Below are 19,731 nucleotides of genomic sequence, written 5' to 3' on the forward strand. Positions count from 1 at the left end.
CGCCGGTGCCAGTCCTCCGTCCGACGCGAGGGCACGGCAGCGCTCTTGCTTCAAGCTCCCCCGCCCGCGGCGGGCGGACGGAGCCAGGGCGATGCAGACCGAGACGAGCGGCCTCCACAGGGGCCTGAACGCCTTCCACCTCTGGGGCATCGCAGTCGGGCTCGTCGTTTCGGGCGAGTATTTCGGCTGGAGCTACGGCTGGGCCTCCGCCGGGACCCTGGGCTTCCTCATCACCACCACGGCCGTGGCGGCGATGTACGTCGCCTTCATCTTCAGCTTCACCGAACTCACCACGGCGATCCCGCAGGCCGGCGGCCCCTTCGCCTACAGCCGGCGCGCCTTCGGGCCGGTGGGCGGCTGCATCGCCGGCTACGCCACGCTGATCGAGTTCGTGTTCGCCCCGCCCGCCATTGCCCTGGCGATCGGCGCTTATCTCAACGTGCAGTTCCCGGGCCTCGATCCGAAGCACGCGGCTTTGGGCGCCTACCTCGTCTTCATGTCCCTCAACATCGTCGGCGTGCAGATCGCCGCGACCTTCGAGCTGTTCGTGACGATCCTGGCGGTGGCCGAACTCCTGGTCTTCAAGGGCGTCGTCGCCCCGGCCTTCGCCTGGTCGCACTTCGCCGCCCACGGCTGGGCCGGCGCGAACCGGTTCGGCCTGCCGGCGATCGGCGGCATGTTCGCCGCGATCCCGTTCGCCATCTGGTTCTTCCTCGCCATCGAGGGCGTGGCGATGGCGGCCGAGGAGGCCAAGGACCCCAAACGCACCATCCCCATCGCCTACATCACGGGCGTGCTGACCCTGACGGTCCTGGCCTTCGGCGTGATGCTCTTCGCCGGCGGCTCGGGCGACTGGCGGACCCTGAGCAATCTCAACGATCCCCTCCCCCAGGCGATGAAGGGCGTGGTGGGGGAATCCAGCGGCTGGCTGCATATGCTGGTCTGGCTCGGCCTGTTCGGCCTCGTCGCCTCGTTCCACGGCATCATCATGGGCTACTCGCGCCAGATCTACGCCCTGGCCCGGGCCGGCTTCCTGCCCCGCGGACTCGCCCGATTGCACCCGCGCTTCCGCACGCCGCACGTCGCCACCCTCGCCGGGGGCGTCGTCGGGATCGCGGCGATCTACAGCGACAACCTGGTGACGATCGCGGGGCAGTCGCTCACCGCCAGCATCGTCACCATGGCGGTGTTCGGCGCACTGGTGATGTACGGGATGAGCCTGGCGAGCCTGTTCCGGCTGCGCCGGATCGCGCCGGATCTCGCCCGTCCCTATCGCGCTCCCCTCTACCCGGCGGCGCCCGCCTTCGCCCTCACCCTGGCGGCGGTCTGCTTCGTCGCCCTGGTCGTCTACAACCCGGTGATCTTCGCGATCTTCCTCGTCCTGATGGGTCTGGCCGTGCTCGCGGCGAAAGGGTTTGCGACGCCGGCCTCGGGCAAGCCGCTCTGCGACCCGGCGCTCTGAACCCGAATGCCGCCGGAGGCCGATCGCGGCGCCTTTCGCAATGCCGCGCGGTGGTGGCCGGGGGCAAGGGGCGCGGTGAAAGGCGCCCGGGGGCGTAGCCCAGGCCCAGGCGCTACTGAACCTTCAACCCGTTCTCGTCGATCATCTGCTGCAGATGGCGATTGACGATGCGGGCGCTGAAGGGCTTCTCGATGAAATGGGCGAGCGCGGGCATGTCGCCGACGACGGGACGGGCAATTCCCGACGAGACCAGGATGGCGATGTGCGGGTAGGTCCGCGCGGTCTCCCGCGCCAGGGAGAAGCCGTCTTGCGTGCCGGGCATCCGGACATCGGTGAACAGGACGGTCACGTCCCGATGGCAGCGGCGCAGCAGGTCCAGGGCCTGATCCGCGGTCTGAGCCTCAAGGGTGGCGTAGCCCGCCCGCTCGAGAATATCGACGGCATCCATGCGGATCAGACCGTCATCCTCCACCACGAGAGCGTGCGAGCCTTTGGAGGAGGTCGGGTAGGGCATGAACCTCAACGCTTCGCGGTCGAGAAAAGGTCCGGCATAGCGGCCCTGTCGCCGCCACCGGCCTCGAACGGCCCTCTCGTCCCGCACTCCGAGCCGGCGGACCCTATGGGCCTTACTCCTCCGCTTCTATCCCGCGCAGGGGCGCAGCCAGGGTACAGACCAGGCCTGTGGACGCGTAGGTGGTGCTCACCGCCCCGCCCACCGCGCCGGCGAGGCCGCGCTCGATCAGGCGGCTTCCGAAACCCCGGCGCGTCGGGGTGACCACCGCGGGGCCGCCACGCTCGGTCCAGCACAGGGACAGCATCGCTTCGGCCCCCTCGGTCTCGATGGTCCAGATCACGGCGACCGAGCCCTCGGATCGGGACAGCGCCCCGTACTTGGCCGCGTTCGTCGCCAGTTCGTGGACCATCAACGCAAGGGAGAGGGCGGCCCTGGAGCCGACCTGGACGAAGGGACCGGCCAGGTGCAGCCGCTCCGACCGGGCATCGTCGTGAATCTCGAGAGCCCCGCGAATGACCGCCTCGATGCTGGCGCTCTCGCGGGTTCCGCTGAGAAGCAGGTCGTGGGCCTTGCTCATCGCGATCAGGCGGTCGGCCAGCACGTCCCTGGCGGTCTCGAGGTCGGGTGCGCTGCGCAGGGTCTGGGTCGCGATCGCCTGGACCATGGCCAGCATGTTCTTCATGCGATGGCTGAGCTCGCGGTTGAGCACCGCCTGATGTTCCTCGGCCCGCAGGCGCGCGATGCCCACCTGGACGCGATCCGCGACGTTGCGGACGAAGGCGATCTCCTCGTGCCGCCACGGGCGCGGCGCGTCGCTGTGCACGAAGAAGAGACCGACGCTGCGACCGCGCTCACGCACCGGGACGTTGAGCATCGCGCCGACATTGATTCGCGAGAGGAGCGCGGCCGCCTCCACGGTGCGCGGATCCTCGGCCACGGCGTCGACCACGAGGGTCTCCCCGCGCGAAAGGCAGGGGGCGAGGGTCTCGTGGTCCATGAAGCGATGCCGCCCGACGAGGCTGTCCGAGCCGACGGTGGTCCAGTCGCGATGGATGGTGATGTACTCGCCGGCCCCGTCGAGTTCGCCGTATCCGGTCCGGCTGGCGTCCAGGGTCCGGCCGACGATCTCCGCCGCCCGGTGCGTCATCGCCGGCACGGAGGCCTCGTTCCGCAGGAAATCCCCGAGTTCGATCAGCGCGGCGCGCCGGAGGGAGGCCGCACGGGCATAGACCTCCTCGGCCTTCACCAGGGCGATCTGCCGGCGCTCGTCGATCAGCGTCGTCACCTGACGCGTCAGGCGGCGCAGACCGTCCGCCTGATCGTCCGTCAGACCACCCGCGCGCGGCTGGTGATCGAGCACGCACAGGGTGCCGAGCACGCGGCCGCTGGGCATCCGCAGGGGGGCGCCGGCGTAGAAGCGGATATGCGGATCCCCCGTGACGAGGGGGTTCCGGCAGGTGCGGGGATCGCCCGTCAGGTCGGGAATCACGAGCAGGTCGGGCTCGCTCAGGGCGTAGACGCAGACCGACGCATTGAGATCGGTCTCGCAGCGGGGAAACCCGACGCGGGCCTTGAACCATTGCCGATCGCTGTCGACCAGGCTGATCAAGGCGACGGGCGATCCGCACAGCAACCGGGCCAGTTGAACGACATCATCGAACGCCTGCTCCGGAGCTGTGTCGAGGATGTCGAGCGCGGCCAGCTCAGCAAGCCGCTGCGGATCGGATGTATCTGGCCTGATACCCTGATCGAGATGACAGCTCATGAAGGGAACTTCCCCGGCGGCCAGCCGTTGTATCCTCCGTTTCGGATGAAGTCACTGAGCCCGTGTCGGCACGAGGGTGCCACGGGACGACTCCCATGGATGAAGAACCATGCGGACGTATTCCGGAACTGTTGCACAACGGGCGCGCGCGCGAAACTGGGTCCTGCGCCGGATCGCGGTGCCGGTCGGTCGGGCAGTCGGACGCGGGCCCATCGCCTACCTTTCGATGCCCGAATCGCGAATCACCGCCGCGGCGCGATTCACATGAAGAATCCGCAGGCTGACCGTATGGGGTTCTGGTATCGGGGGTGAAGCGCCGGTTTACCGTCTCCCATCCATGAAGATCGCGATTCTCGAAGCGGGCACGCCCCCGGAGCGGCTGGCCGGCCGATACCCGGGCTATGGCCGGATGACCGCCGACCGGCTCGGCCCCGGGCACGACGTCTCGGTGTTCCGGGTGAACCGGGACGAATGGCCCACCGATCCGGACACCTTCGACGCCACCCTCGTGACGGGTTCGCCGGCCGGCGCCTACGATCCCCTCCCCTGGATCGGAACGCTGATCGCCTCCCTGCGCGATCTCGACCCGGACAAGCCTCTCGTGGGGATCTGCTTCGGGCATCAGGTCATGGCGGCCGCCTTCGGCGGACGGGTCGAGAAATCGCCGAAGGGCTGGGGGATCGGGCTGCACACCTACGACATTCATCGGGCGGCAGACTGGATGGATGGAGAGCCGCGGGTCGCCGTCCCGGCCATCCACCAGGATCAGGTCGTCGAGGCGCCGCCGGGGAGCCGAACGCTGGCGGGCAGCGCCTTCACGCCCCACGGCATCCTCGCCTATTCGGACCGGCGCGCCTTCTCCGTCCAGTTCCACCCGGAATTCACCACCGACTATGCCCGTGCCCTGATCGCCGGGCACCGTCCGGGCGATCTCGACGCGGCCGTGCAGGCCCGGGCCCTGGCGTCCCTCGATGCCCCCAACGACGGCGCGCGCGTCGCCGGATGGATTCGGCGATTCCTCAGGAATCCTGCCGAACCGGGCCGGGGCGTCTGAGCGAAGGGCTCACGGCCGTGATCGCCCCTTCGCGAGCGATGCCGACGTGACGCGCGGACCGCTGGGCAGGAGGAAGGCCCAGGGCCTTGCGAACGGCTGCCCGCGCCCAAACCGAGGGGCATCCGGCGGATGGATCTCCGCGTGCACGACCCCCGCGCCGCCACGACACCCTGCCGGAACGGCCACGCTTGACACGCAGCTTCCCAAGGGTGGGGCCTTGGCTCGCCCTGCGTTCAAGGGACAACCTCACCGACCCGTCGGCTCGAGCCAGCGCGTGATGCCCCCATCGAGCGACGCGCGCGACCACTCAGCGGGTTCTTCAGAAGGCTTTGCAGGTGATTGTCACATCAGGTGCGCCGACCGAGCTTAGCCTCACCAGGGGATAGAAGTTTGGCTCAGGTGCTTGGGCAGCGCGGCAGGAAAAGACCAACGGCCTTTAAGGACACTCCTGCCTTATCGACCGCAATAAAATGGAACCGCCTTTGTACGATTCATTAAGAAAATAAACGATGCTTCCTGCAGCCACAAGTCGTTCGCCAGAACGCGGTTGGGATGTTGACCTGACCGGTATTTTGGACCGAGCCGATTGAGAGGCTACTGCATGGTTGGAGTTGACCCCGTTTGTGGTCCACGGCCTATGCAAGTTCTCGGGCTGTGACAGCTTGGTTGGCGAAGGCTCGTGGCGTCGAGCCGCCCAGGGCCGTATGGGGCCGATCGTCGTTGTAGTGGCACCTCCAGTCCTCGATGCGGTCGCGGGCATCAGCCAGCGACAGGAACCACGAGGCGTTTAGGCATTCCGCTCGTAGGCGGCCGTTGAACGACTCGATATAGGCGTTGTCGGTCGGCTTGCCCGGTCGTGAGAAGTCGATCTCGACCCCGTTCAGGAAGGCCCACTGGTCGAGCATGCGACCGGCGAACTCCGGTCCATAGCACATCGGGAAGGTGGCTCGACGGTTCTAGGGCGGCGCGCGAAGCCATGCTGAGCGCAGCGTGCCGCCCTGGGCGGTCATGGCCGATCGGCAGGTCTTTAGAGTGACGGTATTCGAAGCCTCATTCCAGAGACGGATCGACCATGACCAGACCACAGCTTACGCCGCCGGCCGGCGTTCTCGTAGCCATCGACGTCGCCAAAGCCCGAAATGAGGTCCTGATCGAGGTGCCCGGCTCCGGCCGTCGACGCCGGTTGAGCGTGCTCAACACCCGTGCCGAGCACGACCGCCTGATCGCGCTCCTAACCGATCTCGGTCAGCCGGTGACCTGCGGGTTCGAGGCGACCGGCAACTATCACCGCCCGATCGCCTGGCGCCTGCTCCAGGCCGGCTTTACCGTGCGCCTGATCTCGTCCGTAGGACTCGCCCGCACCCGCGAGGCCCTGCACAACGGCTGGAACAAGAACGACCCGAAGGACGCCCAGGTCATGCTGCACATGATCCGCATCGGCGCCTCGCAGGTCTACCAAGATCCGCTCGCCGCCGGCATCAACGAGGTGCAGGAATTGTCCAAGACGCACGACGCCGTCTCGCGGGCCAAGACCGAGGTGCTGCATCGGATCCTGACCCACTACTTGCCGCTGTACTTCTCGGAGGTCGACCGCTTCCGCCACAACAGCCGCTCGGACTGGTTCTTCGCCTTCCTCGATCGCTTCCCCACGCCTGCCAGCATCACCGCGCTGAGCAAGGAGGCCTTCATCGCCGCCGCCTGGGATGTCGTCGGGCGCAAGGTCGCCAAGGCGCAACTGCTCGGCGACATCTACGAGACGGCCCGCATCTCGATCGGACTGCCGGTGCCGCCTGATGCTCCGGCGGTGAGCATGTTCCGGCTCGTCATCGGCGAGGTGCGCGGGCTGATCCGGCAGCGCGACGCCATCGAGGCCACGGCCGACGCCCTCCTGACGGACAGCTCGGATTACAAACTGCTACGTCGCATTCCCGGTATCGGCCCGATTAACGCGCTGACCATCCTGGCCGAGGCTGGCGATCTGCGCCGCTTCAGCCATCACCGGCAGTTCCTGAAGTTCTGCGGCCTCGATCTGGCCACCCAGCAGTCTGGCACCTTCCGCGGCCAGACCAAGCTGTCGAAGTACGGCAACGCCCGGCTCCGGCGCACGCTCTGGCTGGCTGGGCAGGTGGCCATCCGGCAGCGGGAGAACGGCTTCCGCGACAAGTTCGAGCGCTACATCGCCCGCGACCGGCACGATGCCGACCTGCGGCGCAAGGCGCTGACCGCGATCACCGCCAAGATGGCGCGCGTGGTGCACGCCGTCATTAAGACCGGTGCCGACTACCGGCCCTTCGTCGAGGGGCCGGTACCAGGTGGGAGAACCCCTCTCAGCAGAGCCGTGAGGGCGTGAGAACCACGACCCTGTAGACAATGCTCGGGTCTCCTGCCTGGATCGACATCTCGTGTTAAGACGGTGAGGACCACGGTGCCGCGTGCATCGGCTGGATCCTGTGTTCGCTATGGCCGAGAATTCTTCCGGATCGGCAGGAGCCGCCTGGATCTACGTTGACGACAAACACACCGCGGGCGCATGTTCGCGGACGGAGAACTGTTGCCTAGCCAGCCGTCCTTCCTCGCTACGTAGGACGTTGTCCGAGCGGATGTTGTCGGGGATGCCATGCAGGTACATCGCATCGGCCAGCGCCTCGATCACACCCAGACTGTTGATGCGCCTCGCGACCTTCAGCGCCAGGCAGGCGCGACTGTGCTCGTCGATCAGCGTCAGGATACGCAGGCTTCGCCCGTCATGGGTCTGGCCCTGCACGAAGTCGAAGCTCCAGACGTGATTGCGATGGAGAGGCCGCAGCCGCACGCAGGAGCCATCGTTCAACCACAGTCGGCTTCGCGGCCGATGCTTTTGCGGGACTTGAGCCCCTCACGACGCCAGATCCGCTGAACCCGGTCTTTCCCCACCTGCCAGCCCGCTGCCTGCAGCAGTGCGGTGACGCGGCGGTGACCGTAGCGTCCGTACTCGGACGCCAAGGCGATGATGGCGCGGGTCAGCGCATCCTCGTCAGCCGGTACCGTGGGCACGTAGCGTTGCGTGCCCCGGTGCTGGCCGACGATCCGGCAGGCGTGGCGCTCCGAGAGGCCGTACTTCTCACGAATGCCGTCGACGGCCTGCCGGCGTCGCTCCGGGGCTATAAGTTTCCCGCGGCGACGTCCGCCAGCACCTGCTTCTCCAACGACAAGTTCGCCACGAGCCGGCGCAATCGCGCGTTCTCGCGCTCCAGATCCTTCATCCGGCGCGCCTGGTCGATTTTGCAAGCCGCCGTACACCTTGCGCCAGCGTGAGTCGCTTTGCTCGGAGATCTCGGCCTCCTTGCAGGCCAGGGCTAAACTCTTGCCCTGCGCCGTCCCTGCGCCGTCTGAACCTCGATCTGGCGAAGCTTCAGCACCACCTGCTCCGCACCCGTCTTCTGACCTCGCCGCATGTCCAGCTCCTTCGGTCCTGGCTGATCCTCTCAATCCGCCCGGTCCAAAGCCAGCCGGTCAGGTCACCGTTTCCCCTCACGCGCCGCCGCTTGCCGTCCTTCGTCAGGATCCACGTTTCGGCCACGCCATTCTCTCTGTCTCGTATGCTCGGACGATCAATCCGGACGCCAGTGAACGCCTTGGACATCACTGCTCATCCGTTCTGGTCGTAGACTTCGACCCACCAGCCGGACCAGCCGAGGTGTCCGCCGCGCCCCATGAGGTCTAGGGCAACTCGCTCGGCGTGAAGGCGAACCAGCGCCAGCGTCCGTACCTGCGCAGATCAGTAACGAGGTCCTGTCCATTCGTGCAGTGGAAGCCGTAAAGCCGCGTCGGCACTGGTCTTCTACACCGCACTCCGCAGACGTCCACTGCTCTGTTTCTTGGCTAGGCTGTTTCGATTGAACCACGCCCGGCAATGCGTTTTGTTCCTGTTGTGTTCTTACAGTAGCCGCAAGCGAGAGGCAGGCCAAGCCCAACGAACCCCCTATGGACATTCGCTTGAGGGAAGAAGAGACGAACGCGCTTGCCTATCACCGCGCCGCGCGCGGCGACGCGTGGGCCGCCCTCGTCCAGGCGGTTGAAGACGCGCCCGGCGGTCTGGCTGAGGCTGAGCGCCGGACCGCACCGCAGCGCCGCCTCATCTCGCGCGGCTACATCCGCGACGGTGCGATCACTCCGGACGGCGGCCGATGAAGCTCCTTCAGATCGCGGAGCTTCCGCCCCATAGCGCCGGTACGGTCCGCATCCTGATCCAGGGCGCTGCGTTCTGCACCGGCTTCCCGTCGCCGGCCGACGACTTTCTCGAAGGCTCGCTTGATCGGGCACCTCGACCGCGAGCACAGGGCGCCGCTGATGTGAGCGATGGACGCCTGTAACGCGCGCTTCCGCCGGGGCGCCGTCGTGCCAGCCCGCGCCGGCCTGACCGAGAAGCGCACCTGGTCGACGAAATTCGAGATGCGCAGCCCGCGCTATACCAGGCAGGTCGCGCAGTTGCCGACGGCGGACGCCTGATCAAAGTGGCAAGCGCGCGCACGAGGGCTCAGTTTTGAGGCTGCTCGACCGGCGTCGGTGACCGCAGGAAGATTAGCACGCCACCGACAACGGACAGGCCGAGCGCGATAGAGAAGAGGAGAAAGAACCAGCGAGGCATACTACCGGTTAGCACGCTTGGGCGCTTTGGTGGCGTCAACCTTTGGGTGTGGGCAGGCTGTCAGCCGATAAGCGCGCCTGCTTGCCCGAGGCCTACCCGATCGCCGGCGGCGTTCACGCGACCTTGACCTAATACCTTCGTCCGCAGGTGATCGATAGCTTCGATTGCATGCGCACGGGCCGTCGACAGGGCCCGCGGAGAGAGTCCGGCTGCAGGCCCCGCGACGGTCGCGGCTTTCTCCGGCTCCATCAGAAGCGTGATGGTTTCGAGCCTTTCGAGGATCGTACGGCGCGCTTGCCATATGCTTTGGTCTGCTTCGAGGAAGCGGAGCGTCCCATCCACCAGCCGCATAACATCGTCGACAAACGTGGTGGCCCACACGCGATGAGCTCGCACCTGCTCGGTGGCGGCGTCAAGCGCCCGAGCGACGTCTGCCCGAAGCTGTGTCGACATGCTGGTGTTCTCTCAGCCTAGCCGACCGTTCAGTACTTCACCGGCGCCAGGCTCGGCTTCAGATGCAGGAAGCTCCGCTCTCCTGTGGCCGCTTCAGCGACGTGGTCGATCGCGTTCAACAACTCACCGAGATTTTGGTCGGCCGAGGGCTGAAGCAGGACACGTCGGGCGGTTGTGCGCCCGGCGATGAGCTGCGCTTCAGTCAGGGGATCGAAATCGGGGCGAGCCCGTCGCTTCTGGCTCATCAATCTTCCGGCTCGCTAATGGCTCCAGCCGCGGCAGCGCTGAGGGCAGCGGTTAGCGCGATAAGGAGGGCCGCCTCGATCATGATTGGATCCTCTTCTCAGCGCGCGCCTCGGGCTCTTCAATGGCGTCGGTAAGGAGTGCCGACCGCATGGTTAACGAACCATTAGCCGCCGCAAGGAGGTAGGATCAGGCCTGGGCCGCCAGTACGGACGGAATTGCGGAGCGCAGGCGGGAATACCCGCGCGCGGATCGCGGCCAAGCTGTCTCGTCCCAGCCCCGGCGGACGCGCAGGCAGCCAAGCGGCAACGCCGCCGCCGACGGTCCGACCGGCGCCCAGGCCGTTATCACCGGCAGGTCGTCCGCCCATCCGGCTTCGACCTCCGCCGCCGGGCATCCGAAATGCGCTTCGGCCCGGGCCACGGCATCTGCCATCGCCGCCTCGTCCGCGGACCGAACCCGGTCGGACGCCCCATCCGCATAGACGATCAGGCCGCCGATGCGTACGACCGTCGCGCCGCCCAGCGGCAGGCTCTCCGGATGAAGATCGTCGAGGTGCAGGAGCAGCGCGACGTCGCCCGACGGCGGGGCATCGGCCGGAGGCAGCGCGACCTCGCGCGGCGGCATCGGCTCGTCCAGCGCATCGGGGTATTCGTTGAGACCGGCGGGATCGTAGCGGCCCTCCGTATACCGGCGGATGTTCTCCGCCCGGGCGACGTAGTGCTTGCCGCGGGTATGCAGGCCCGCCACCCAGCGCCACGACAGCGTGTTGCTCGCCGAATCGCCGTCGAGAAGATGGCGCATGAAGAAGTCCGCACCGAGCGCCCAGGGCAGCCGCAGCGTGAAGATCCAGATCGAGGCGAACCACATCCGGGCGTGGTTGTGCAGCCAGCCGGTCTCGACGAGGTCGCGGGCCCAGTCGTCGAAGCCGTCGATACCGGACCGCCCTTCCACGGCCGCTTCGTAGGTCCGGCGCAGGCCCGGCTCGGCGGCGAGGCGTTCATGGTCCGCGGCGGCGAGCGCAAGGGCGTCCGTCCAGGCCGAGGGGTGGGTCTCCAGATGGCCCTTGAAGTAGGTCCGCCAGAAGACCTCCGACACGAACTTCTCCGCGCCCCCGTCGCCAAAGGCGCTGTCGGCGGCGGCCACGACCTCCGCCTCGGTAATCAGACGACGGCGCAGATAGGGCGAAAGCGCCGACGTCGTCGGTGTGTGCTCACGCCCCCGATCGGTGTTGCGGTCGGCGGCGTAGACCGCACCGGCGCCAAGGAGGAATTCCGAAAGGCGGTCGAGCCCGGCGGCTCGGGTCATGGGGAAGCTGCGATCCATGCCACTTACCTAGGAGTGGGCCCAGACCAGCCGATGCGACCCATTTCCCGGTCGCTGAAAGCTGCTCGATCCCAGCCCCACGCTCGCCGCCTCGGCCCGCCGCCGCTCGGCCTCACCCCTTCAGACAGGTGCTCATGAAGGTTTTGCGCCCGGTCCCCTTCAGGCTCTTGGCCGAGGCGTCGGCGTTGCAGCTCTTCATCTTGGCCTGCTGCGGCGTCAGTTCCTTCGCTGGCGTCGCTGTCTTGCCGGCGATGCAGTCGGCCATGAAGCCCTTCCGCACGCTGCCGGAGAGCTTCTGCGAGCCCGCATCGACGTTGCAACTCTTCATCCGCTCACGCTGAGCGCTTTGCGCTGCCGAGGGGGTTGGCGCCTGGGCGAGGGCCGGAACCGCAAGGCCGAGGATGATGGGCAGGGCGAAGGTAAGAGCGCGCATCAGGAGGGTGCTCCGGGACAACTTGTCCTACGGTAGCAGTGCCTCTTCCGGTCAGCGAGGTAGGGCACATGACGGTCCACAAGCACAGCTATGTGGGCTCACTGTGTGAGATGAGCCGCCCGGCAATAACTAAGTTCTTGATTTCGTTGGCGCGCCAATCAGAATAAGACTGCGAACACCTACATTATTGAGATTGTTAGATAAATTTATAGTTAACGTCTGGCTGATGCCGGATTTCGAAGGTTGTCGGACAGCGGCCACCAGCTTTAGGCCATTCAAATGCGAAAGCGGAGGTCGAGCTAGCGCCCGGTTTCGACCTTGGCTATGTCAAACTCCCGATGACGGTTGTTTTCTCCGGGTTGACCGGAGGCTGGCATGGGAGGTTTGCTGTCGGTGCCAAGCGCCATCAGACGACGGTGTTCCCGCCTTGTCTTGAGGACTGGATCGCCGAAGACAACCTAGTCCGCTCAGTCGATGCCTTCGTTGAGGCACTGGATCTTGGTGCGCTGGGCTTCGCGGGCGTCATGCAGCGGCCCCGTGACGACCGGCCTGATTGAGAGTTAAGAGGTGCGTATCTCTAAATCGGCTTTGAGCCGGCATCTGACCAATCCATCAGACTTGACCGTAGACCAAGAGCGTCGGAAATCAGCAGACCGGGAGCGAGGTCGACGCGCCACATGTCCGCCATTGGATGGATTGATTTTGATGAGGCGGAACGCGAACGCGCACAGCGGCTCATGCAACTTTTCACCGAGCGGGATACCCGCGACGAACTCGGGCTGGGGGCGATTAGGGACTCTATCGCCGACCACCTGTTCCCGGGCACGAGCACCGTCCAGACGCGACTGCGCTATATGCTGTTCGTACCCTGGATTTTTTCGCAGCTGACCGCTCGCAGCGATGCACGCGAGGTCGCCGAGCAGGCGCGCACAGACCAGATCCGGCTCCGCAACGCGCTCGTCGCCGGTATGCAGGACAATGGTGTGATCGGCGTGAATGCGGGCTCCAAGCTGAAGAGGCTCCCCGCCAGTGTTTACTGGTCGGGTCTGCACACTTGGGGCATCCGGCGGTTCCCCGGTTCGATCGAGGCGTATGCGGCTTCGCTTCCGACGTGGTCCAGAGCCGTTGCGAAAGATCACGCGGACGATGACCACAGTGCCGATCGCACGCAATCGACGCCGTGGCACCCGCGCTTGCCCGAAGCACCTGCCGATCTCCTGCAGGTCGCAACCTTCGCCCTCACTGACGAGGAGGCGGCGTTCATCGTCGACCGCCTCGTTGACAGCAATCCCGACAGCCTCCTGGCCTTCCTCGCGAGCCGCGACGGCCGCGCGGACGCAGACGACATCTGGACGCATCCGCACGTGGCCGACTTCCCCTCCGTCTCGCGCCGCATCGTCGCCCACGCCGAAATCTTCTCGGATGCGATGTACGGAGCGTCGCTCCTCTATAACCTGATGCTGAGCGAGCGGCGCGGCAATGCAGATTGGGTGGGGCGCTACGAGGATCAGCTCGCACAGTGGAGGCAGTCCTTCGACGCGGCCCGGCTGCAAAACTGGTCCCTAGACATCTTTTGGCAGGAGACGGGGCACCCGGCTCATCAGGTGCTGGAGCCCACTCGCCGCTTCGTCTCCGAATGGGTGGAACTGCTGCGGGCGACCCGTGGCCTCGGGCGCGACCGTAGGAAGGCGGACGCCATGGTCGAGACTCGTGAGCGACGGCTCAAGAAGGGGCAGTCGCGCTTCGCGAACCGGGCGGCGCGCGACCGATGGCAGGGCTCGTCCGGCGCTTACCGCCTGCAATTCCGATGGTCCCAGGCCAGGCGCCATCTGGACGACCTCGCGCGTGGCTAGGGCAACGCTCGATCCCGAGACGCGGCTCCTCTACGGAGAGAGCCTGCAGGCGCCTCCCGGCTATCGCTTCGAGGCCGGCGTCGCGACTACCTTCTCCATGGACTTCGAGACCGCGCTCGCGGTTCCGGTCAGCCTGGCGCTGTTCGCGGCCGAGAATCGCCACGACCTGCTGAGCCATCCCATCGCGCTGCTGGAGGGCGCGGAGCGCATCGCCGGCAGGCTGGCGGTGTTCGTCGACGCAGGGCAGATCCATGCGGGCGCGGGGCTCGGCAACCGCCTTTGCTCCCTGCTGGAACGGACGATCGTCGAGGTTGAGGCGCCGCAGGGTGGCAGCTTTCACCCCAAGCTCTGGGCGCTGCGGTTCCACCCGCTGCACGGCGACGGCCCGACTTTCATGCGGCTGCTGGTCCTGTCGCGCAATCTCACGCGGGATCGGTCCTGGGACGCCGTCGTGCGCCTCGACGGGGTGAGGACCGGAAGCCCGAAGGCAGGCAACAGGCCGCTCCACGATTTGGTCGCTGCACTTCCAGACATAGCCGTTGGCGATGTCGACGCCGAGCGCCGGGCGCTCGTCGTAGCCGTCGCGGAAGATCTCCGGCACACAAAGTGGGATATGCCGGACGGCTGCGAGGAGGTCGCTTTCGCCGTGAACGGCGTCGGAAGGCACCACTGGAAACCGGAGTGGTGCAGGAAGATCGGCATCGTGTCGCCGTTCTGCGACGCTGCGGCTCTCGACTATCTCGCCGAGCACGCAGACGAGGCGCCCGTGCTGATCAGCCGGCCTGACCAGCTTGCCTGCATTGCGGACGCGACGCTGGACAAATTCGGCCGCGTCGCGGTCCTCGACGAACAAGCGGAGACGGAGGACGGCGAGGAGCTGCGCGCGGGCGAGCAGCAGGGTCTGCACGCCAAGATCTACGTTCAGGAGCAAGGCTGGAGGACGCGCCTGACGCTTGGGTCGGGGAACGCCACCGGCGCGGCGCTTCTCGGCGCACGCGGACGGACCACGGCAAACGTCGAGGTGTTCGCTACGTTCACCGGTTTGCGCTCCAAGCTCGGCGGGATCGACGACATCCTCGGCGACACCGGCTTCGGGCGACTGACCAGGGCCTTCGAATCGGGCGAGGTCGAGAAGCCCGACCCGGCTGACGCCGCGGCCGAGCGCGCGCTGCTGGAGGCCCGCAGGGCACTGGCGCGCAGCGGCCTGCGTCTCCGCTGCGAAAAGGTGGAGGACGTCGGCGACCCCCGCTGGCGCCTTCTCCTGATCCCGCCCGAAGGGGGCCTGTCCCTCGAGCGGCTCGGGCGTGTGCGCGTTTGGCCGATCACGCTGGGCGAGGGGCATTACCGTGAAGCGCTCGACGCGATCCGTGCCGGCTCGCCGCTCACCCTCGGCGACGTGGCGCTCATCGACCTGACGCGGTTCCTGGCCATCGAGATCACCGAGGCCGAGACGGCGCGCGCTGAGACTTTCAGCACCGGCCTGCTTCTCGACGGGCTGCCGGCGGAGCGCGACGGCGCGATCCTGCGCTGGGTGATAGGCAGCAGGGAGACCTTCCTGCGCTACCTGCGCCTGCTGCTGGCGGAACTCGGCGACCCGTTCGGCGCGGTGCGCATAGTGCAGGATGGAGCGGATGGCGGGGGCTGGCGAGCCGGCTCCGACGACCAGCCACTCTTGGAGGATCTCGTTCGCGCGCACTGCTCCGGTGACGGGCGGCTCGACGCCATCGAGAGGCTCGTCAGGCGTCTGGAGGCGAGCGGGGCGAGCGGAGAGAAGGGCGTACCTGACGACTTCTTAGCGCTGTGGCGCGTGTTCCGCACGGCATTGGAGACAGCGGATGCGCGGTGAGCGGTTCGATGCCAAGCCGGCGCTCGCGCAGCTGAAAAGCTTCCAGCTCCGCACGGTCGACTACGTGTTCGATAGGCTGCACGGCCCAGACCAAGTGCGGCACTTCCTCGTGGCGGACGAGGTCGGGCTCGGCAAGACGATGATTGCGCGGGGCGTGATCGCCAAAACGATAGAGAGGCTCTGGGACGACGCCAAGCGGATCGACATCCTCTACATCTGCTCGAACCAAGCGATTGCGCAGCAGAACCTCAATCGGCTGAACGTGATCGGCAAGGAGGCGATGGCCCTCCCGACCCGCATCACGCTCGTACCTCTTCAACTCAGGGGCGACGACTCGCTCGCGTCCAACAAGGTCAACTTCATCAGCCTCACGCCGGGCACCACTTTCAACCTGAAGTCGACGACTGGCGTGATTGACGAGCGCGCGCTGCTCGTGCGGCTGCTGGAGCCGTTCGCGAGATTCACGCCGCTCAGGAACGCCCTGCAGGTCAGGGCCGGCGACGGCAATTGGGACTGGCACGTCGAGCACATGACGCTCGAAGGCGTCGACACGACCATCGTTCGCCGGTTCCGGGCTGCGATTGAGAGGAGCAACAAGCTCCAATGCGACCTTGCGGAGGTCTGTCGCCTGTTCGACCGACGCCGCGGGTCATACCCGTGGCAGAGCGTCTCGGCACGCGATATGCTGGTCGGCGAACTCCGAAAGGCGCTGTCGCACGCATGTGTGAGCGCGCTCAAGCCCGATCTCATCATCCTCGACGAGTTCCAGCGTTTCCGCGAGCTGCTGCGTGGCGACGGCGACGCGGGCGAGCTTGCGCGCGCTCTGTTCGAGTATGGCGACGAGGCGACAGGCGCCAGGACGCTCCTGCTCTCGGCTACCCCCTACAAGATGCTGACGCTGTCGGACGACGATCCAGCCGAGGGCGATCACTACGCCGATTTCCTGGAGACGGTTGGTTTCCTGCACGGTCGCGAGCGGGCGGCGCAGGCGGCAGCGGACTTGGATGCCGAGATGCGCCGCTTCCGCGGGTTCCTCCAACGGCTACCAGCCAGCACGCCCGACGCCAAGCAGGCGCGGAAGGGTGTGGAGCGGCGGCTCAGGCGGGTGATGAGCCGCACTGAGCGTGTCGGCAGTACGGCCGAGCGGGACTCCATGCTCACCGAGCCGCCAATGCCGGCAACCGTAGGTCCGAGCGACCTGCACCAGGCTGCGGCGGCCTCGCGCGTCGCGCTCGCGGCCGATGCGCCGGAGATCACGGAGTACTGGAAGTCGGCGCCCTATCTCCTTAACTTCATGCGCGACTACACGCTGAAGCGCCGGCTAAAGGAGCGCTCGTCCAAGCCGGATCCGGCGCTTGTCGCCGCCCTCGCCAAGGCCGAGACACTCGCGCTGCGCCGGGAGGCGATTGAGGCCTACGAGCCCATCGATCCCGCCAATGGGCGACTCCGCGCGCTCATGTCGGACCTGTTCGACGCCGGGCTCGACCAGCAGCTCTGGATCGCGCCGTCGCTTCCCTACTATGGTCCGGCTACCACCGGAGTGCCCGCCACCAAGGCGCTCGTTTTCTCGGCGTGGCAGATGGTACCCGACGCCATTGCGTCGCTGGTGTCATACGAGGCCGAGCGGCGGATGGGGGCCGCTGCCCTGAAGCGACCTTACTCCGAGGCGACCCGCAGACGACCCCTCCAGTTCAGACTGGAGCACGGCCGACCCGCAGCGCTCAGGTCGCTCAACCTCGTCTATCCCTCGCCGACTCTGGCAAGGCTAGGTGATCCGCTCGCAATCTTCGCCGCCGCGGCGGAACGTCCCGGGCTCGACGCCATGCGCGCGGCGGTGCGCGACAGGATCGTCGCCGGCCTGGGTTGTCTTCTCTCGGCGGGCGGCGGCGAGCTGTCGGGGTCGCGCGACTGGGAGTGGTCCACCGCAGCGTCTATAGACGCGGCTCTCCGGACGGGCGCTGGCACGTGGCTGGCAGACGGCGCCTCGTTCGCCTGGACCGGGGACGAGGCGGGCTTCCGTGAGCACGTCGCCGAGCTCAGGCGCGTTGCGGCCGACGGGACGCCGCCCTCGATCGAAAGCACCGCCGTCGACCTGATGGTCGACGTCGCGCTTGGTAGCCCGGCGGTCTGCGCATTGAGGGCGCTGCGCCGGATCGCGCCCGAGCTGTCTTGGCACGATCCCGCACTGCTTGAGAGCGCGACCCTGGTCGCCTGGGGATTCCGGACGCTCTTCAACCAGCACGAGGCGGTCGCGCTCCTTAGGCAGGAGAGCGAGGAGCACTACTGGCGCAACGTTCTCGCCCATTGCGCCGCGAATAACCTGCAGGCGGTACTCGACGAATACGCGCATTACCTGGTCGATGGCGAAGGCCTGTCTGGCAAGAGTGCGGCGGAGCGGGTGACTGGCGTCGCTAAGGCGATGGCCAGCGCGCTCTCTATCCGGCCGTCGCAAATTGACTTGGACGATGTGGGCATTGAGGACGGCAAGATCATCCTTCGACCGCCCATCAGGATGCGCGGCCGCTTCGCCATGCGCTTGGCCGAGATGAAGGATGAGGAGGGCGGGACCGTCCGGCTCGGCACGGTCCGCAAGGCCTTCAATTCGCCGTTCCGGCCCTTCGTCCTCGCCACCACATCTATCGGGCAGGAGGGGCTCGACTTCCATCCTTACTGCCATCGCGTCTACCACTGGAACTTGCCGGGCAATCCAGTCGACCTCGAGCAGCGCGAAGGGCGCGTGCATCGATTCAAGGGTCATGCTGTCCGCCTGAACGTTGCCGCGGCGCATGCCGACGCGATCCGCAATAGCAATGCGGCGCCCGCGGATCCTTGGGCGGCAATGTTCACGGCAGCGCAACGCGCAGCGCCCAACCATGGCCAACTCGTTCCCTATTGGATCTACGAAGGACCAGCGAAGATCGAACGGCGCGTGCCGATGCTGCCGTTCAGTCGGGAAACGACGCGACTCGCTTGGCTCAAGCGCAGCCTGACCATCTACCGCTTAGCCTTCGGACAGCCACGTCAGGACGATCTTTTGGCTCACTTGACGCGATTGATCGGAGAGGGATTTGATTTGAGCGAACTGGAGCAGTTGCAAATCAAGTTGCAACCTTGATGGGCAGGGTCTCGATTTGAAATTTGTCCGTAGCTCAGCCCAACCCGAGCGAGTAGGATCGCCTGCAACGAGCCTAGGACAGGCCGATGGAACATCACGTCAGCGACGCTACTCTAGTAGGCGGTGATGACGATCGTCTGCTCTACATTGCCTCCTTTAAGAGCGGCCTCGAAGAAGGCCCTGGACCGCCGGTGCCATGTCAACGTGTCTTCGGGACAGATCCGCCCCGAGCGTCGTGTCGACGACCGCCGGTGGATCCGCCGGTAATCGTTCATCCAGCGTCGCGCCTCAGCGAACGTCTGCGACCGGTTCCAATGAAGCGACGCCCGCAGGTCGGTCCAGAGCGTCGCCCCGAAGAAGCGCAGTCCGCCGATTTCACAGCCGTCGTCCGACAGAAGATGGATGCCGAGCCTCGCTACGGCCTCCCTGCCCGCATCGATTTCGTCCCCCATCGTGAAGCCGAAGGGACCCTCGTCGCGGTAGAAGTCGTGGTTGCCAGGGACGTAGATCGTTGGCGTGCCGGCAAACCGCTCCCCCAGCCACGCGAGCGAGCATATCAGTCGGCCGGCACAATCGCCGGCGATGACGGCGATGTCGAACGACCCGCGGATGTCGGACGGGTCAAACGGCGTGCTGCCCCCACCCTGGTGCAGGTTGGACAGGATTAGAAGGCGTATGGCGCCGGACCTCGGAACGATGCCGAGCATGCAGCCCGGTTGAGAAGAAGCGCCCGATTAGGGGCAAGCGATACCGGTAGCCTTCAGCGCACGGGCTGAGACGTCCTCTCTGTCATCACGATTTTCTTCGTTCCTGCTGTCACTTCCGGCTCCGTCCGTAGCGTGTGATTCCTAAGTCACACTAGCACGACGAGGCGCCTCGGCCACTCGAAAAGGGCGGCGCAGGGTGGCCGATTGTGCTGCAATCCGGCAGTCCAGATAGCTAGCGGTGATTTGGTGTCAGACGACGACGCAGGACGTAACTGATCCGCCCCCATTGAAGTGGTCCGCCCTTTGGTATGGCTTTTGAGCCTGGAGGACGGA

Annotated in this window: 15 protein-coding genes and 3 pseudogenes; 9 read left to right on the forward strand and 9 right to left on the reverse strand. The window is 66.5% G+C overall.

The window, feature by feature from the left end; genetic code table 11:
* The first annotated feature begins 91 nt into the window (after window positions 1-91).
* Window positions 92-1,462 carry an ethanolamine permease gene (gene eat, locus ASF20_RS03865; protein WP_056271002.1) on the forward strand — a complete coding sequence of 457 codons (1,371 nt, stop codon included), beginning with the start codon at window positions 92-94 and terminating at the stop codon, window positions 1,460-1,462.
* Between the two features lie 112 nt (window positions 1,463-1,574).
* Here the strand turns inward: eat and ASF20_RS03870 are convergent, their stop codons facing one another.
* Complete coding sequence (locus tag ASF20_RS03870) at window positions 1,575-1,976, reverse strand: response regulator (protein ID WP_200917624.1); 402 nt, start codon at window positions 1,974-1,976, stop codon at window positions 1,575-1,577.
* A 112-nt stretch (window positions 1,977-2,088) separates the two neighbouring features.
* Window positions 2,089-3,741, reverse strand: coding sequence for a GAF domain-containing protein (locus tag ASF20_RS03875; RefSeq protein WP_082501155.1), 1,653 nt, complete (start codon window positions 3,739-3,741; stop codon window positions 2,089-2,091).
* Between the two features lie 337 nt (window positions 3,742-4,078).
* On the opposite strand from ASF20_RS03875, the gene ASF20_RS03880 reads away from it, so the two are divergent.
* Entirely contained in the window at window positions 4,079-4,795 is a 717-nt protein-coding gene (locus tag ASF20_RS03880; RefSeq protein WP_056271008.1) for a gamma-glutamyl-gamma-aminobutyrate hydrolase family protein, read from the forward strand.
* Between the two features lie 635 nt (window positions 4,796-5,430).
* Here the strand turns inward: ASF20_RS03880 and ASF20_RS03885 are convergent.
* Window positions 5,431-5,721 (reverse strand): annotated as a pseudogene (locus tag ASF20_RS03885) (transposase); the annotation flags it as partial.
* Between the two features lie 146 nt (window positions 5,722-5,867).
* On the opposite strand from ASF20_RS03885, the gene ASF20_RS03890 reads away from it, so the two are divergent.
* On the forward strand, window positions 5,868-7,145 hold the full coding sequence (locus tag ASF20_RS03890) for an IS110 family transposase (protein WP_056271012.1): 1,278 nt from the start codon (window positions 5,868-5,870) through the stop codon (window positions 7,143-7,145).
* Window positions 7,146-7,382: 237 nt separating this feature from the next.
* On the opposite strand, the pseudogene ASF20_RS23040 reads toward ASF20_RS03890, so the two are convergent.
* Window positions 7,383-8,229, reverse strand: a pseudogene (locus ASF20_RS23040) (IS3 family transposase); the annotation flags it as partial.
* A 529-nt stretch (window positions 8,230-8,758) separates the two neighbouring features.
* Here ASF20_RS23040 and ASF20_RS03910 point away from each other — a divergent pair.
* From ASF20_RS03910 to ASF20_RS23050, 3 genes and pseudogenes are all read left to right on the forward strand, one after another.
* On the forward strand, window positions 8,759-8,965 hold the full coding sequence (locus tag ASF20_RS03910) for a hypothetical protein (RefSeq protein WP_056271020.1): 207 nt from the start codon (window positions 8,759-8,761) through the stop codon (window positions 8,963-8,965).
* Entirely contained in the window at window positions 8,962-9,147 is a 186-nt protein-coding gene (locus ASF20_RS24710) for a hypothetical protein (protein WP_210166840.1), read from the forward strand. The genes ASF20_RS03910 and ASF20_RS24710 overlap by 4 nt, the downstream gene beginning before the upstream one ends.
* Window positions 9,086-9,283: pseudogene (locus tag ASF20_RS23050) on the forward strand (DUF4113 domain-containing protein); the annotation flags it as partial. The gene ASF20_RS24710 and the pseudogene ASF20_RS23050, both read left to right, overlap by 62 nt.
* 199 nt (window positions 9,284-9,482) lie before the next feature.
* Here the strand turns inward: ASF20_RS23050 and ASF20_RS03915 are convergent.
* From ASF20_RS03915 to ASF20_RS03930, 4 genes are all read right to left on the reverse strand, one after another.
* Window positions 9,483-9,875, reverse strand: coding sequence for a hypothetical protein (locus ASF20_RS03915; protein ID WP_056271022.1), 393 nt, complete (start codon window positions 9,873-9,875; stop codon window positions 9,483-9,485).
* A gap of 29 nt (window positions 9,876-9,904) precedes the next feature.
* On the reverse strand, window positions 9,905-10,120 hold the full coding sequence (locus ASF20_RS03920; RefSeq protein WP_056271025.1) for a hypothetical protein: 216 nt from the start codon (window positions 10,118-10,120) through the stop codon (window positions 9,905-9,907).
* 187 nt (window positions 10,121-10,307) lie between these two features.
* The gene (locus ASF20_RS03925; protein WP_056271027.1) at window positions 10,308-11,426 is read right to left on the reverse strand and encodes an FAD-binding domain-containing protein; all 1,119 of its coding nucleotides are present in this window, start codon (window positions 11,424-11,426) and stop codon (window positions 10,308-10,310) included.
* A 130-nt stretch (window positions 11,427-11,556) separates the two neighbouring features.
* Window positions 11,557-11,877 (reverse strand): PsiF family protein, encoded by a 321-nt coding sequence (locus ASF20_RS03930; RefSeq protein ID WP_056271075.1) that lies wholly within the window; start codon window positions 11,875-11,877, stop codon window positions 11,557-11,559.
* Between the two features lie 677 nt (window positions 11,878-12,554).
* Between ASF20_RS03930 and ASF20_RS03935 the strand changes: the two genes are divergently transcribed.
* From ASF20_RS03935 to ASF20_RS03945, 3 genes are read left to right on the forward strand one after another with little or no spacing between them, the layout of a single operon-like run.
* On the forward strand, window positions 12,555-13,730 hold the full coding sequence (locus ASF20_RS03935) for a DUF6361 family protein (RefSeq protein ID WP_056271031.1): 1,176 nt from the start codon (window positions 12,555-12,557) through the stop codon (window positions 13,728-13,730).
* Window positions 13,723-15,576 (forward strand): phospholipase D family protein, encoded by a 1,854-nt coding sequence (locus ASF20_RS03940; protein ID WP_056271034.1) that lies wholly within the window; start codon window positions 13,723-13,725, stop codon window positions 15,574-15,576. The genes ASF20_RS03935 and ASF20_RS03940 overlap by 8 nt, the downstream gene beginning before the upstream one ends.
* Window positions 15,566-18,691 (forward strand): helicase-related protein, encoded by a 3,126-nt coding sequence (locus ASF20_RS03945; RefSeq protein WP_056271038.1) that lies wholly within the window; start codon window positions 15,566-15,568, stop codon window positions 18,689-18,691. The genes ASF20_RS03940 and ASF20_RS03945 overlap by 11 nt, the downstream gene beginning before the upstream one ends.
* Window positions 18,692-18,804: 113 nt before the next feature.
* On the opposite strand, the gene ASF20_RS03950 is transcribed toward ASF20_RS03945, so the two are convergent.
* The gene (locus ASF20_RS03950; RefSeq protein ID WP_056271040.1) at window positions 18,805-19,398 is read right to left on the reverse strand and encodes a hypothetical protein; all 594 of its coding nucleotides are present in this window, start codon (window positions 19,396-19,398) and stop codon (window positions 18,805-18,807) included.
* Window positions 19,399-19,731 lie beyond the last annotated feature (333 nt).

This window comes from Methylobacterium sp. Leaf88, assembly GCF_001422795.1.
Lineage (GTDB): Bacteria > Pseudomonadota > Alphaproteobacteria > Rhizobiales > Beijerinckiaceae > Methylobacterium.